At 54.9% G+C, this 14,848-nt stretch carries 15 protein-coding genes and 1 pseudogene; 8 read left to right on the forward strand and 8 right to left on the reverse strand.

What is annotated here, in order from left to right:
- Positions 1-70 precede the first annotated feature (70 nt).
- Positions 71-1,465, reverse strand: coding sequence for a MocR-like ectoine utilization transcription factor EhuR (gene ehuR, locus AC2FH2_RS12675; protein WP_496823807.1), 1,395 nt, complete (start codon positions 1,463-1,465; stop codon positions 71-73).
- Positions 1,466-1,608: 143 nt separating this feature from the next.
- On the opposite strand from ehuR, the pseudogene AC2FH2_RS12680 reads away from it, so the two are divergent.
- Positions 1,609-1,865: pseudogene (locus AC2FH2_RS12680) on the forward strand (site-specific integrase); the annotation flags it as partial.
- Positions 1,866-2,025: 160 nt separating this feature from the next.
- Complete coding sequence (locus AC2FH2_RS12685) at positions 2,026-2,973, forward strand: DMT family transporter (protein WP_496694002.1); 948 nt, start codon at positions 2,026-2,028, stop codon at positions 2,971-2,973.
- 103 nt (positions 2,974-3,076) lie between these two features.
- On the opposite strand, the gene AC2FH2_RS12690 is transcribed toward AC2FH2_RS12685, so the two are convergent.
- Positions 3,077-3,472, reverse strand: a complete 396-nt coding sequence (locus AC2FH2_RS12690; RefSeq protein ID WP_142637846.1) for a hypothetical protein — start codon at positions 3,470-3,472, stop codon at positions 3,077-3,079.
- 820 nt (positions 3,473-4,292) lie between these two features.
- On the opposite strand from AC2FH2_RS12690, the gene AC2FH2_RS12695 reads away from it, so the two are divergent.
- From AC2FH2_RS12695 to AC2FH2_RS12710, 4 genes are all read left to right on the forward strand, one after another.
- Complete coding sequence (locus tag AC2FH2_RS12695; protein WP_496823810.1) at positions 4,293-4,766, forward strand: c-type cytochrome; 474 nt, start codon at positions 4,293-4,295, stop codon at positions 4,764-4,766.
- Positions 4,767-4,776: 10 nt separating this feature from the next.
- Positions 4,777-5,118: a copper resistance CopC family protein gene (locus AC2FH2_RS12700; RefSeq protein WP_142637842.1), complete on the forward strand. Its 342-nt coding sequence runs from the start codon at positions 4,777-4,779 to the stop codon at positions 5,116-5,118.
- Positions 5,115-5,987, forward strand: a complete 873-nt coding sequence (locus AC2FH2_RS12705) for a CopD family protein (protein WP_496823812.1) — start codon at positions 5,115-5,117, stop codon at positions 5,985-5,987. Before AC2FH2_RS12700 ends, AC2FH2_RS12705 begins: the two co-directional genes overlap by 4 nt.
- A 92-nt stretch (positions 5,988-6,079) precedes the next feature.
- Positions 6,080-6,433 carry a c-type cytochrome gene (locus AC2FH2_RS12710; RefSeq protein WP_425472001.1) on the forward strand — a complete coding sequence of 118 codons (354 nt, stop codon included), beginning with the start codon at positions 6,080-6,082 and terminating at the stop codon, positions 6,431-6,433.
- Positions 6,434-6,512: 79 nt separating this feature from the next.
- Here AC2FH2_RS12710 and AC2FH2_RS12715 read toward each other — a convergent pair whose 3' ends face one another.
- Positions 6,513-7,604, reverse strand: a complete 1,092-nt coding sequence (locus AC2FH2_RS12715) for an NAD(P)/FAD-dependent oxidoreductase (RefSeq protein WP_496694006.1) — start codon at positions 7,602-7,604, stop codon at positions 6,513-6,515.
- Positions 7,605-7,691: 87 nt separating this feature from the next.
- Here AC2FH2_RS12715 and AC2FH2_RS12720 point away from each other — a divergent pair, with 87 nt between their 5' ends.
- Positions 7,692-8,051, forward strand: a complete 360-nt coding sequence (locus AC2FH2_RS12720; RefSeq protein WP_142637835.1) for a winged helix-turn-helix transcriptional regulator — start codon at positions 7,692-7,694, stop codon at positions 8,049-8,051.
- A gap of 54 nt (positions 8,052-8,105) precedes the next feature.
- Here the strand turns inward: AC2FH2_RS12720 and AC2FH2_RS12725 are convergent, their stop codons facing one another.
- The 5 genes from AC2FH2_RS12725 to AC2FH2_RS12745 all read right to left on the reverse strand — a co-directional run bounded on the left by AC2FH2_RS12725 (position 8,106) and on the right by AC2FH2_RS12745 (position 13,791).
- Entirely contained in the window at positions 8,106-9,416 is a 1,311-nt protein-coding gene (locus AC2FH2_RS12725) for a TRAP transporter large permease (RefSeq protein ID WP_281995521.1), read from the reverse strand.
- The gene (locus AC2FH2_RS12730; protein ID WP_142637832.1) at positions 9,413-9,952 is read right to left on the reverse strand and encodes a TRAP transporter small permease subunit; all 540 of its coding nucleotides are present in this window, start codon (positions 9,950-9,952) and stop codon (positions 9,413-9,415) included. The genes AC2FH2_RS12725 and AC2FH2_RS12730 overlap by 4 nt, the downstream gene beginning before the upstream one ends.
- 65 nt (positions 9,953-10,017) lie before the next feature.
- Positions 10,018-11,082, reverse strand: coding sequence for a TRAP transporter substrate-binding protein DctP (dctP, locus tag AC2FH2_RS12735; protein ID WP_496694008.1), 1,065 nt, complete (start codon positions 11,080-11,082; stop codon positions 10,018-10,020).
- A gap of 198 nt (positions 11,083-11,280) precedes the next feature.
- Positions 11,281-12,819: an aldehyde dehydrogenase (NADP(+)) gene (locus AC2FH2_RS12740; RefSeq protein ID WP_496823815.1), complete on the reverse strand. Its 1,539-nt coding sequence runs from the start codon at positions 12,817-12,819 to the stop codon at positions 11,281-11,283.
- 9 nt (positions 12,820-12,828) lie between these two features.
- On the reverse strand, positions 12,829-13,791 hold the full coding sequence (locus AC2FH2_RS12745; protein WP_496823817.1) for a dihydrodipicolinate synthase family protein: 963 nt from the start codon (positions 13,789-13,791) through the stop codon (positions 12,829-12,831).
- Positions 13,792-14,049: 258 nt separating this feature from the next.
- Here AC2FH2_RS12745 and AC2FH2_RS12750 point away from each other — a divergent pair, with 258 nt between their 5' ends.
- Positions 14,050-14,751: a GntR family transcriptional regulator gene (locus AC2FH2_RS12750; RefSeq protein ID WP_496690004.1), complete on the forward strand. Its 702-nt coding sequence runs from the start codon at positions 14,050-14,052 to the stop codon at positions 14,749-14,751.
- Positions 14,752-14,848 lie beyond the last annotated feature (97 nt).

Here is a 14,848-nt window from a genome sequence, read left to right on the forward strand (position 1 = left end):
TTGTTAGTGATGTTCCACCACATCCCGAAGATTGTACTGCGAGTCAATTATTATATTGTTGCGCTACATTCTAATAAGCGAATTGCGGCAAAGGCTCGCGTGGGCGCAAAAGTAAACCGGCCAGAAGCTTCAGAGCTTGGCGAAAACGTTCGATTTCGCGAATGCTTCCCACCGAAATGCGCACTGCATTTGTTGGGGTAGCCTTGGGAGAAAGGAATGGGCTTTCAGGGGACACCGCAACATTTAGTTCGCGGGCATGGGCGACAAAACTGTTGGAATCCCAATCTGGTGGGAGCTGCAACCAAAGATGCAAACTGGCCGGATGGCCCGTCCATTTAAAACCAGCAAGCTCTTGCGTTGCTATATGATACCGCTTGACGATTTCTGCGCGCTGCCAATCCGCCAGCGCTTGTGCTGTGCCATCTTCCACCCAGCGTGAGGCAAGTTCGCAGATCAGCGGCGTTGCCATCCAACCAAATACGATCAGTCTCGCTGTCAATGCAGGAAGCAAATGGTCCGGAGCAACGGCATAACCCGCACGCAACCCGCTGACCGTGCATTTGGTGAACGTTGTCAGGTAGACCGACAGTTCTGGTGCGAACATCGAAACAGGCGGCTGGCGATCCGCTGCGACCGGACCAAATGCATCGTTTTCAATAATATGCAGCCTATGTTTGCGGGCGATTGCAGCAATTTGGCGCCGACGTTCCTCTGGCATCATATGTACATTAGGGTTGGCAAGAGATGGCAGTAAATACAATGCTTTAGGGGACTTATCAACGCACGTCTTTTCCAATGCATCGGGCAGGATTCCGTGCTCATCAGTTTCAAGGCCAACATGTCGGTATCCGAAATATGCGACACTCGAAACCAAGAGGTGATGCGTGACCATATCTGACAGAATGACGTCGCCAGGACGCAATATCGCAGACATTGCTGCCGACATTCCATGCGTTACCCCGTTCGTCATGAGGACTGAATCTGCATTTGTCTCAAGGCCGCAATGTGAAAGCCATTTGACTCCCGTTTTTCGGTGTGTCTCGTGGCCTACATTCGGACGTGTAGAAAGATATATGGCCGGGTCGAGCCCGGCATGCAAAGTCCTCAGCGTTGATTGCATCGCCTCAACATGCAGGCCATTAAACAAGGGGCGCGAAATCGACATGTCGAACAAGTTTCGAGGTTCTGACTCCAACTTGAATGGCTGTCCGTCGGTTTTGTCAGTGTCGACAACATAGCTGCCACGCCCAATCTGACCATCGATCAGGTTTTGGCGACGCAGAATGTCGTAAGCTTTGCTGACGGTATTAACGCTCAACCTCAGGTCATCGGCCAGTTTCCGGTGTGTTGGTAATTTCTGTCCCGGTGACAAACTGCCGTCTTCGATCGCGCCTGCAATCATCGTGGCAAGGCTCGTATGCAGCGGTGAACTCAGCGTATCTCGGGATGGTTTCCAATTTGTCATGCGACAATAGTAACCAATTCGAATTCGCGAACAAGCAGATCAATCACAAAGAGCTTCACAGGGGTCGGAATTACAGCTTTTTGTATGTGTCTCCCTTGGGAAGAAAGTAGTTGCCGTGACCGCGGATCTATCACTTGGTTTTCCTGCACATCTCAACACGCCAGTTTGCGCGGATTGTCCGGGACTGGATGAAGCCCATTGGCTTTGGGGCCAGCGCCTACGGAACTCCCTCAATGCGCCGAACCAAAGTCACGCAGTTCGACAAGAAAAGACAGGAAATCTTCGGGCGGTTCAGTTGCTCTTGGGTCATGCAAAGATGGTAAGCACGGTTCGGCATCTGAGCGTCGAGCTTGAAGACGCCTTTGCCATCGCAGCAGCAATCGAGATCAAGAGCTTGTAGACCAATTTTGAACCGGCCATCTGCTGCTGCGCATCTCATCGAACCTGATGTTCGTTGCTAGCGCAAATTCGAACCCACCCCCAACTCGCAAGTTGAGGGATTTTTGCTCCGCGTCGCATAGAGAACAGACACGCGTTTAGCGACGTTTCTACAAGATGAGATGTCCTCGGCTGATTCCATACCTCAATCTACGGATCGCATTCTTGCGGGAGTTGCACTGATGCTTGGATTTTGCCTCACCGCTCCTTTGCTGGACGTAGCTGCAAAACTCGCGTCGGCTAGCGTACCAGTTGGGCAGATTACGGCTGCTCGGTTTGTAGTGCAGTGCGTGTTGATGGCCCCGTTCGTCTGGATAATGGGGCTGTCGTTGCATGTAGCGCGAGGCAAATTGATCGTACTCGCATTCCGCTCATTACTTTTGCTGTTCGCAACTTTTTGCTTCATTGCTGCCATCCGTGTGATGCCACTCGCCGATGCGTTGGCGATCGTGTTTGTGGCCCCGTTCATTGTCTTGTTGGTTGGTAAGTTTTACTTTGGTGAAGACGTAGGTCCGCGTCGTGTCGGGGCAGCTCTTGTCGGGTTTGTTGGGGTAATGTTCGTCATCCAACCCAGTTTCGCGGCCTTCGGCGCGGTTGCAATAATTCCGCTTGGTACGGCAGTTGCTTTCGCTTTCTACATTCTTGTGACGCGAGGATTGTCACGTCGGATGCATCCCGTGGCTCTGCAATTCCACACTGGCCTGATTGCCAGCCTGTTTTCCATTCCAATCTTAATATTTGCGCAAGGCTCTGGTTCGGAGCTGTTCGATCCTGTTTGGCCGACAGACATCGCTTTGTTGTGGCTTTTGGGAGCTGGTTTTTTTGCAACGGTGAGCCACATGATGATGACCTATGCGCTTTCGTTCGCGCCTTCAGCCACATTGGCACCTTTGCAGTACTTTGAGCTGCCAGTTGCAACCCTGTTCGGCTATCTTGTCTTCAATGACTTCCCGAACACGCTTAGCCTACTTGGTATTGCAATCATCATCAGTGCAGGGCTTTACATGATTCATCGCGAAAGAGTCGTAGCCAGACATTTGGTCACAGAACGTGCAGCACCCCCAATCTAAAACTACTCTCTCTCGCGGCCCATTTCAGACATTTGAGCAAAGCAGAATTTGGGATGACCGCTTCCGCCGAGTTAGCCCCGGTACATTGCACAACATCGGCCGGCTACGGCCCTTCGCAAACTAGCGGGAAGGCACCGATTTCCGGAATCGTGAGCGTGCCTACAGTGACGGATTCGTCTCCTTCGACAGCGGTTATCAATCGAACAGAGGCAACGATCCGACTGTATTCGGGATCGGCGAAGTCGATTACGGTACGCATATCGACATCGGCCCCCTGTGCCACGATGATTGGTATCGCACCATCGACTTCAGTAAGGCTCCAGTGTTTGCCGTCTGCGTGAATGGTCGCGCTTACGACTGCGAGACCAGGGACAGTTCCCAATCCGACATCAAATACAGCGCCTGATCCATCAGGGGCCTCGCAATACAGCCCGACAGTTGCGAATGCCGAGGTTGCCGAGAGGAGCGCTAAGAGCGCCAGTGCAGTAGTTCTGATCATGAACTTTCCTTTTCGTTCGCAATCCGGTCAAAATATATCTTTGGTTCAAAGTTCTCAATAAGCGCGTCTGAACGCGGGTCAAAGAAGCAGAAACACCAGCACCCTCAGACCACTACGTTGCCCCAAATTATTGGCACCGCACGGCTGGAACTTGGCTGGTTCCAGTGAGATTCTGCGCGTTGACACTGTTGCGACCTGTGTTGCCGTTTGGCCGCTAATCAGTTGCTAGGCCCGACTGATAGAAATCAAAATAGACCCGGACTCTCTGCATTTGATGAGAATCGCGCGCCGGACAAGAGCGGGGAATGCCCCATCACGAAAATCAGCGTCGTAATTTCCTTTAGAACGGCGTGGGGCATAATGAAGCTGCAGGCGTTGTCTTGTGTGATCCGCTGCATTAGCGTCCGGAATCATGGTCATCCGACGAAACACATTTGCGCTATTGACGAGTCTTCTGGTCATTCTGGCCGGATTTGGTGGCGAGTCTCATGCCTGCGTCGGGCTTCACTGCGGGGACCATATGCAATCGGCGGGACACTCCGCCGCGGTGAAAAGCATCCCTGACATCTCGGCCCAAAGCAGCCATCACGACACGGATAATGCCGGAACCGGAGAGTGTAACCCTTCGCTTTGCCAAGCCGTCGTACTGATCTCGCAGAACAGCCAAGTCGTGTGGAATCAATATCAGCTTGACCGAGAGTTCCAGATTGTATCCCAATCCAAGTTGACTGAACCAGATAGCCCCTACAGACCCCCTGACCTTTGAAGCTGCCAAAATCCGCGCGCGCCTAAGTGACCGGCCCTTGCGGCTGTTTGCGATATGCCGCAGCACTTCCAGCTTCTACAAAGTCAGGTTCAACCCATGAAGAAAAGTCACGTGTTAATCGGCGCTTGCGTCGTCTCGGCTGTTGCCGCTTTCATAGTTTTTCGTTCAGACCCAATCGAAGAAGCCAGCCCCCAGGCGACAGTTTCAAGAGACGGCCTAGTCGCAATTCAGATGCCGCCTATTGAGGGCAATGCAGCAATCGGCCAGCGGGTCTTTGATGCCTCCTGTGCCACTTGCCACGGTGTCAATGCGGTCGGAATTGACGGCGCAGGACCGCCACTGATCCACAAGATTTACGAACCTAGTCACCACGCTGATGAAGCGTTTCAGAGGGCGGTTTCACAGGGTGTAAGAAGTCACCATTGGCAGTTTGGAGACATGCCACCCGTCGACGGCTTGACGCGAGGTGACGTCGCTATGGTGATCGCCTACATTCGCGATATCCAGCGCGCCAACGGAATAAATTGAGGATAGCCCCATGAAGAAGATTGTAACGCTTATACTCTTGGCCGCGCTCCCCAATTTTGCGCTGGCGCATTCCAAGGCCACAGAAACAACACCTGCAGATGGAACCACAGTAACGATTGTGCCCGCTGAAATTGGCCTCAATTTCTCGAAAGACATCCGGTTGACCCGGATAGAGATGGCACATGAAGAACACGGGGCAGTACGACTGGATCTAGGCGACCAGGCAAGATTTGCTCAGAAGTTCAAAATTCCACTGCCAGGCAATGGCGCGGGCACCTATGTCATCGAGTGGCGCGGTTTAGGTGAGGATGGTCATGCTATGCAGGGCGCGTTTACCTTTACTGTGGAATGAGCATGCCAGACATCTGGGAAATTGCTGCAATCCTCGCAAAGCTAGCACTCTATATCGGCTTTGCGGGGGCCACTGGCCTTGTGGTCGTTAAGTGTCTCTATTCCAGCTTGGTCACACCGATAAGCCTGGCGATGAAACGCCAATCCATGGCCTTGGCGTGGCTTGCTCTCATCGCGACGGCACTGGGATTCATGCTTAGTGGTGCCCTCTTGACGGGCGGAGCGGATGGGCTGGTCGACCCCGAAATGCTTGGATTACTCTGGCAGACTTCCGTAGGCGATGTATTTGTTCTTCGAGTGATAGGCGCAGCAATGATCCTTGTCGGATTGTCTGTTCCGCGCTTTGGTTTAGGGATCGCACTTGTGGGTGGCACGATGGCTCTGTGGTCCTTTGCACAGATCGGGCACCTATCGGATCTAGAGAATTTTGGTACCCAACTCTTGTTACTAGCACACCTGCTCTGTGTAGCCTTCTGGGTAGGCATATTCAGCCCGCTGCGGAGTATGGCTCTTCAACCTGAGCAAATTGCAGACGCTGCTACACTTGGGCATAGGTTTGGCCAAGCTGCGGCACTGATGGTACCCGCATTGATCGTCGCAGGTTTCTGGATGGCTTGGTTGCTTGTTGGTGATCTCCGAGCGCTCATCTCCACTGGTTATGGGCAGGCCCTGTTGCTCAAAGTACTATTTGTAGGGCTGCTATTGATCCTAGCCGCCGCGAACAAGCTTCGATTTGTTCCGGCAATGCTAGACGGAGATACCAAGGCGGCGCAGCACCTCGCCCGTTCCATCGAAGTTGAGGCGCTGATCGTTCTGGCGGTGCTGACAACTACGGCGACACTAACAACCGTTCTGACGCTTCCGAATTGAGGTGGGTGGAGATGACCAGGCACTTATTTATATTGGTCCTATGCAGCGTTTATTCCAGCGTTGCCGCGGATCATACGTTTACAGACAGAGACGTGGCGAATGGACAGAGGCTCTACGTAGATCAATGCGCCGCGTGCCACGGCGTTAACCTGGAAGGCCAACCCAACTGGCAAACACCGGGTGAAGACGGTGTGATGCCTGCGCCACCACATGACGTGACCGGGCACACATGGCACCATGATAGCCTGCTTTTGTTTGACTACACCAAATTCGGCGGTGCAAAGACACTGGCCGCACGCGGCGTCAAGAATTTCAACAGTGGCATGCCGGGTTTCGAAGGCACTTTGACTGATGACGGCATATGGGATGTTCTGGCTTATATCCGTTCCACATGGCCGAAAGATATTCAGCAGGCACAAGCCAGTCGCAACCTCGCACACGACTAGAGGCAGGCCAACACGAATGTCAGAGACATCATCTGTGTGGGATGCCTGAACGTTGGCAAATCGCAATGTTCAGGAGGAACTATTTTCCGGAGCTCGAAATCCCAAAAGCCTTTCGATATTTGGGAATGAAAATATCTTTCCCCTTTATCTTGCGTGTGATCCAGTCACCCACTGTCACAAAAAGCCAGCTGCTGCCGATGACCGGCCCAAGGGGCACCAGAATGGGTGCTTTTTTCCAGGGCGCGTAGGGTTTCTGACTTTCAACGGGTGCGCCCTCGATTACTTTCTTAAGCGTTTTGATCAGCCACGGATTCTGCCGTGCCGTTGCTACGATTGTCATTCCGTCGCCAATGTCGGCAATGTCACCGCCGACGAAGACATTCGGATAGCTTGACGGTCGCAACCATTTGTCGGTTTTGACCCTACCCAATGCATCAGCCGACACGCCCGGAAGGCTTTGAACCAAAGACGATTGGGGTTTCGATCCAACCACCGGAAATATAAGATCTGCCGCAATCACTCTACCGTCGGTCAAGCTCACGGATCCTTCGTAGGGCCGATCCAAATGGCGTAAATCCTGCGCCCTCTGGCCGAGAATGACAGTGACGCCCAGCCGTTCCAACTTACCTTTGAGCTGCGCGCCTAGCTTGGCCGGGTACTTGGGAAACAAGATATCATCCGACGAAACCAGGGTGATGGATTTACCCGGATGTGCCGAGGCGGTTTCGCCCGCAAGCTCTGTCCCGACAGCGCCTGCCCCTACGATCACAACTGAATTCGCTTTGGCCAATAGCGCGCTGACGTCTTTGCTCGCTTGCTGAAAATCCGCAATGCTGTCACCCGACGGCTTGAACGGCGCTGCATAGGATGATCCGGTGGCGATCAGGATATAGTCCGCCGGAAAGACAGCTCCAGATTCCAAAGTGACCTCGGTTTCAGAGACCGAAACGGCGCGCCCGCGCACGACCTTACCCGATTGAAGCAGATTGTCGTATGGCAGGATGAGCTGGTCCAGCAAGGCGGGTTCAACCAGCGCGCGGATCGCTGCAGGCGGATGCACGAACGCTTCGCGTTGCTCAATCAGGGTGACGTCCGCGCAAGCGTCCAGTTCCCGGGCAACTTCAAACCCGACATAGCCCCCGCCAATGATCACAATTTTCTTCTTCGCCATAGGGTCCCCCCGTTGCGGCATAACGTTCTGACCACTATCTAAAATTGCACGTTCACACGAACAAGTACGGTCATATAGGATACTGCCTTGAAACATGATGAGTTAGAGGATCATTGTCAGATCGAAGCATTGATCTCAGCGATCTCAGGTCGATGGAAGCTGTTGATCATCTACTGGCTTTCGCAGGGGGACTGCCGGTTCAACCAGCTTCAGCGAAACCTCGGACGCATCACGCATCGAACGTTGACGCGCCAGCTGACCGAGTTGCAGACGACGGGCTTTGTCTCTCGCAAAGACTTCAAGACCATACCGCCGCATGTCGAATACAGCCTCACACCTCTGGGTCAAAGCCTGCTTCCACTGCTGTATGAGATGCATCAATGGGCGGCGCAGAATGCGGACAAGTTACCGGAACCGAAAGATCTTTCGAAACAACTAGGGCGATGACCTAGCCCATTGAACAGGGGCCAGGCATCTGAAGGGGCAAGACCAAGATCTATGTCAAAGCCCGACCAATATCTCTGGCAACCATGTCGCCACTTCGGGGATCAGGATGATAACCAAAAGAACCAGCATTTGCGCCCCTACAAAGGGCAACACGCCGCGATACATCTGCCCATAGCTCATGTCACGCGGAGCGATTGAGCGAAGATAGAAAATCGACGGTGCCATTGGCGGTGTCAGATACGAAGTCTGAATCACCACTAGAACCATCATGGCAAACCAGATCGGATCGATTCCGGCGGATTTCACGATCGGGGCAAAGATCGGAATGAAAATCAGAACGATCGACACCCAGTCCAGTACAAAGCCCGCGAAAAAGACCACCAACAAAAAGAATGCGATGATACCGGCATTGCCATACCCGATCCCGGCAACGGTATCGCGCACCAGCTGTCCGCCTCCGGTGACCGCAAAGATGCTGGTGAACATCGTGCCTCCGGCCACGATCAACATGATCATAGCGGTGATGCGCAGGGTCACATTCAGTGCCTCGGACATCAGTTTCAGGTTTAGTTCCCGAAACATCAAAGCCAGCAGGATCGTACCGGCGGCCCCGACTGCGGCAGCTTCGGTAGCCGAGGCGACACCGGCCAGAAGCGAGCCCAGCACCAGGACAATCAATGCCAGCGGGGGCAACAATGCCGTCAACGTCACCTTCATCTTACGGCCGGTTGGCATCGCGCGCTCTGCCTGTGGCAACGGAGGAGCGTCAGCAGGTCGGACCATGCTGCGCACCAAGATATAGAGCACGAAGAACACCACCATCAGCAGGCCGGGCAGGATAGATGCGGCAAACAGCTTGCCAATCGACAGCTGCGCAATCGACGCATAGACGACCACAATGACCGAGGGTGGAATTATTGTCCCCAGTGAGCCCCCTGCACAGATTGTTCCCGCGATGAGGTCATTACGATAACCCGCTTTGGTCATGGCTGGGATGGCCATCAACCCCACAACTATCTCGACCGCGCCTACAACGCCGGATGCGGCGGCGAAAACCGCGCACATTGCAATCGTCGACAGCGCCAATCCACCGGGCAAGCCGCCCAGCCACAACTGCAGTGCAAAGAACAGGCGTTTCGCGATCCCCGAACGCTCAAGTATCGCCCCCATGAAAATGAACAGAGGGATTGCTGCCAGTACGAAATTCGAAGCCGTATGAAGCAGCGGACCATAAAGCTGCAAAAAGATCAGCTCGCCGAACACCATGTAGCCAAAGGCGACGGAGATGATGATGAGCGAAAAGGCCACCGGCACTCCAGCAAAGACCAGCACAAAAAGGGCTGCAAACATCAGTAATGGTGTCATTGGTTTTCTTCCATGCCGTCCAGTTCGCCCGGTGCCTCACCAGGGTTCTTGCGCCCCGAAAGCAACTTGATCGCCTCAGCCAGGAATTGCAGCGCCAAGGCCGCCAGACCAACGGCGATGACCGTGTAAAACGGCCAGACAACCGGCGCCCAAGGGCTGACGCTTTCGACCTCTCCGGTGATCAGTGCTTTCCAGGCTTTTTTGCTTGCAACCCAGGCAAAGATGGTCGTGATCGGTGTCATGACCAACAGAAAGACAGCACCGTTCAACAGCTGCTGCGCCCGCATCGGCATACGCTGAGACAGAAAGTCGATCCTGACATGCACGTCACAGCGCAGGGCATAAGCCGCCCCAAGCAGAAAAACCGAACCGTTCAGCATGTACGAGATATCAAACGCCCAAAGCGTCGGCGCACCAAACGCATAGCGAGCAACAACCTCGTACAGCATTGCCACGATCAGGGCAAAAATTACGCATCGACCCAGCAGGGCCAGCGCCCCGGCAATCGCGTCGATGACTCTGAGAATAGTGGTCATGTATGTCCCCGGAAACGGATGACCGGCACGAATATCCGGTCATCCAACCAATGTCAGGGCAGAGCCTATTCGGCGCTGTCGCGAACCAAATAACCCGAATTCTCGGCCCAGTTCGCTTGATAGGTGAGGTAGCTGTCCAGAACCTCTTGCATCCGGGCGCTTCCGTCTTCGGCTTTTTTGGCAGCCTGGCTACGGGCCCAATCGCGCCCGGCGGCGCGGATCTTTTCGGATTCCGCTGGTACCATGTTGATGATTTCAACTTTGGTATCGCGGAAGGCAGCCATGGCTTGAATGTCCGCGTGACCGAAATGTGTGAAGCTTTCGTATGTTGTCAGCTTGGCCGCTGCGGTAACCTGAAGCTTGATATCCTCGGGCAGAGCATCCCAGGTTTCCTGTTTGACGAAGACTTCCCACAGAAAGGATGGCTGATGCACGCCGGGCATGATCATATAGGGCGCAACCTCGTGGAAACCTTCAGAGATATTGCCTCCTGGTGTCGACCATTCGACCGCGTCCACACCCTTACGCTGCAGCAAAGTGTAGATTTCATTTCCCGGGACAACCGTCGGAACGCCGCCAAAGCTGTCCTGTAGAACAGCGGCCCATGCGCCCGAGGTCCGGTATTTGACGCCCTTCAGATCGTTGGTTGTTTCGATCTTGACGTTCGAATGCGCCATAACTTCGGACGTACCGACCCCAACGACCAGCGTGTGCAGACCCATTTCTTCGCGGCGGAAATCCTGCAGCATCTGCTCACCGCCGCCTTCATAGATCCAGTGCAGGGTCGCCTCGCCGGACATTCCACCGGGGAAGCTGGCGAAAACGGCATTGGTCGGGTCCTGGTTTACCAGATAAGACGGCGTGGAATGTCCGGCTTCGACGATGCCGTCCTGAACTACTTCATACGCCTTGAAGGCCGGGGCCAGAACGCCCGCGCCAAAAGGTTGGACATGCATGCGCCCCGCGGTCAGTGTGTCCACATTAGCCGCAAATCGTTCCATGAAGTTCTGGTAAAAGAATGAACCTTCACCAATCGCTGCGGTCATCTTCCATTCAATTTCTGCGGCGCTTGCGGGCATTGCAAGCGTGGCTGTTACCGCCAGGGCGGCAAAGTTCGAGAAGAGTTTCATCTTGTCCTCCTGTTATGGGCCAAAGCCCGATTTTGCACGTCGAATGACGCGGAATTTCCGGTGATCTGCTTCTATGGCAGAGTGTTGCGGATGATACGGAACAGCCGATCTGGGTGTCCCTGCCCGGCCCCGTTCACCGGGGCCAAAGCCTTTGATATGGCCGAAGGAATTTATTGCCTCAGCCCTGTGGTTCACCGCTTATTGCGTCGTGCCTTCCAGATCTTCGGGGCTGAGTGCGGCGGGCATGTTTTGATATGCTACGGGTCGCAGCCAACGGCGGATGGCCATTGTGCCGACGCTTGTCGCGCCGAAATTCGTGCTGGCAGGATAAGGCCCCCCGTGGACCATGGACCCCACCACCTCGACCCCGGTTGGGAAGCCGTTGAACAGCAACCGCCCGGCCTTGCGCTCCAGAATCGGGAAGAGTTGCTGCGCCAGCGCGGTGTCACTGTCATCCATCTGGATCGTGGCCGTAAGTTGCCCGTCCAGCTGGGCTGACAAGGCAACCATCTCTTTTTCCGAGCCGACGCGCACAATCAGCGATGCGGGCCCAAACACTTCTTCGCTGAGGCTGGGATCAGCCAGAAACGCTTCGGCATCGGTTTCGAAGAGCGCCGGTTCAGCTGAACGGCCTGCCGTGGAACCTTGATGGATCGTGCGCACGGCGGGATGTTCGGCCAAATGCGATTGGCCGGATCGAAATGCCTCGGCAATCCCATCGGTCAGCATGGTCTGTGACGGCACTGTACTCAGGGCACTCGCAGCAGCATCGATAAATTGGTCAGCATCATCGCCTGTGATCATCACGGCAACGCCCGGATTGGTGCAAAACTGCCCTGCCCCCATGGTCATTGACCCCGCCCAGGCTTTGCCGATCTCTTCACCTCTGGCGGCCATAGCGTTTGGAAGAACAAACATCGGATTGACCGAGCCCAATTCACCAAAGAACGGGATCGGGTCTGGGCGCGTTGTGCAGAGGTCAAACAGCGCCCTGCCTCCGGCCAGCCCACCGGTAAAGCCCACGGCACGGATTGCCGGATGCTTTACCAATGCTTCTCCGATGCTGCGGTCCCCACCTTGCACCAATGAGAATACGCCGTCGGGCATACCGGTCGCCTTGGCCGCCGCTTGAATGGCATCAGCGACGATTTCGCCGGTGCCCGGATGGGCGGGGTGGCCTTTGACCACGACCGGGCAACCTGCGGCCAGTGCCGATGCGGTGTCACCTCCGGCAACCGAAAATGCCAAGGGGAAGTTCGAAGCGCCAAAAACAGCCACCGGGCCAACCGGGCGCTGCATCATCTTGATGTCAGGACGTGGGGCGGGTTGGCGATCCGGCATCGCCAGATCATGGCGGCGCTCTAGATACGCACCATCCTGGACGAATTCGGCAAACATGCGCAGCTGACCAACCGTGCGTCCCCGCTCGCCCTGAAGACGCATCTCGGGCAGACCGGTTTCTGCACTGCCAATGCTGGTGATGGCCTCGGCACGGGCCTCGATCTCATTCGCGATAGCATTCAGGAACCTGGCCCGATCCCCTCGGCTGCGATTGGCGTAATCTCCAAAGGCGGCCTCGGCCAGGGTACAGGCCTGATCAACCAACTCAGGCGTTCCCGCAGCAAAGTTGCTCCCCTCACCCGAAACGGGGCTGGAGGCAAAGCTTTCATCAGCTCCAACCCACCGACTGCCAATCAAGTGCTGACCGCGAAAAACATATCCATTATTCAACGACATGCCCAATCCTCACGCTGCATTTTGCGCCGAAGAACCGGCCTGACTGCTCCAGTTCTCGTACCAGGTACGGAACAGTCTGAACTGTTGTTCAACATAGCCGCGCTGGCTGTCAGTAAGGGCATCTGTTTCGTTGAAATGATGCGTGTATTCGGGATGACCCGTCATAACCATCAAGTGTTTGTAGTAGAGCACAAGATCGGTGCCTTCGTCGAACGACGACAAAACGCCCAAAGCCGCCTCAAGCTCCAACGCTCGAGCACGCGCGTTGGCATCGCCCTTGGCCGCCGCCTGACACAAATCCACCAGATGCAGAATCTCATCGGGCAGCACATTCCCGATCCCAGTGATGGCGCCGGTTGCGCCACAATTCACGATCCCGTGGAACACCGCGGTATCCACGCCGACCATCAGGGAAACATTGTCATCACCGCTGGTGATGTTTTCGGACGCATAGCGCAGATCTTCGGCGCCGCCGAATTCCTTGTAACCGATCAGGTTCGGGTGGTCCTTGCGCAGATCAAAGAACAGGTCCGCACGGGTGGTAAATCCGTAATAAGGGCTGTTGTAGATCACTGCGGGAAGATCCGGTGCCGCGGCCAGAATGCCTTTGAAGTGGTGCCGCTGCGCAGTCATGGACGCGCCGCGTGACAGTACACGTGGAATGACCATCAAACCGCTGGCGCCCACTTTCTGCGCGTGTGCGGCATGCTGGACTGCCATGGCCGAATTGATCGCGCCTGTTCCCACGATCACCGGGATACCAGCCCCGACCAACGCCTCGACGCCCTGCATACGCTGTGCATCGGTCAAAAGGGGCCAATCACCCATCGAGCCACAATAGACAACCGCGGACATGCCCGTCTCGATCAGCTCAAGACCTTTACGCACAAGCGCCTCAAAGTCAGGACTGCGATCCGCGCGACAGGGCGTCATCAGGGCCGGGATGCATCCGGAAAAGACATTCGGGTTCACGATTTGGGTCTCCGTATTTTATTGCCGGGCCGGTGGAATGCCCCACCGGGTTAGGGATTCGTGTAATCTTGCCGTTAGTCTACTTTAAATATTTTATTTGTCGACAAATTTTCGACAAGAAGGAATAAGGCCCTAAAATACGTGAAAAACAACTGGTTTTTGGCTGGGATTAACACTCGACTTAGCACCGGTACGTGTGGCAAAATTGATGTGCGAACGCAGATGGACCGCGATCCAGCGGCTAGGGAATGCTCTGACATGGAAAAACGAAAGCCGGTCGAAGCCGGCCGCAAACGTGGATCAGGCGTTCAGTTCGTCTATGAAACCCTGCGGGACGAAATCATCGACCTCGCCCTTGCGCCCGGCAGCGCCATAGACGAGGCCAAGCTGAGCGAGCGGTTCTCGATGTCGCGCACCCCGATCCGTGAAGCCCTTGTCAGGCTGACGTCGGAAGGGCTGGTGGCGACACTGCCGAACCGCGCGAGCATAGTGGCGCCCATAGACTTTTTGAATCTTCACACATTCTTTGATGCGATGACCCTGATGTATCGCGTTACAACCCGGCTGGCCGCCGAATACCGAAAAGACCAGGATCTGTGCGACATTCGCATGCGGCAGCAGGAATTTTCGGATGCAGCTGCCAAAAATGACGTTCTGACCATGATCGCAAAAAATGCAGAGCTTCATAATGCAATCGCCAAAGCAGGGCGCAACCCATATTACGAAAGCCTGACGCGCAGATTGCTGAACGAAGGGCAACGGATCATGCGGCCCTATTATTCGTCCTTTGGGGATCGGTTACCGGATCGGTATTCCCTGGAGCATGACGACATAATCGCAGCTATAGCGGCGCAGGACATCACCGAGGCCGACCGATTGGCGAGCGCCCATGCGGAACAAATCGTCCAGAACATCCGCGACATGATCTCGGCGGATCGGCGTCACTCAATCAAACTCTGATTCTGTTTCGCTAGATACTAAGCCGTTGGAAAAACTGAAGGGGTTTGAAGGTTTACACCCGGATCTTCCCAAAAAAATTTACCTCTGCTAAAAAAAT

The organism is Ruegeria sp. YTSA105 (assembly GCF_059610225.1).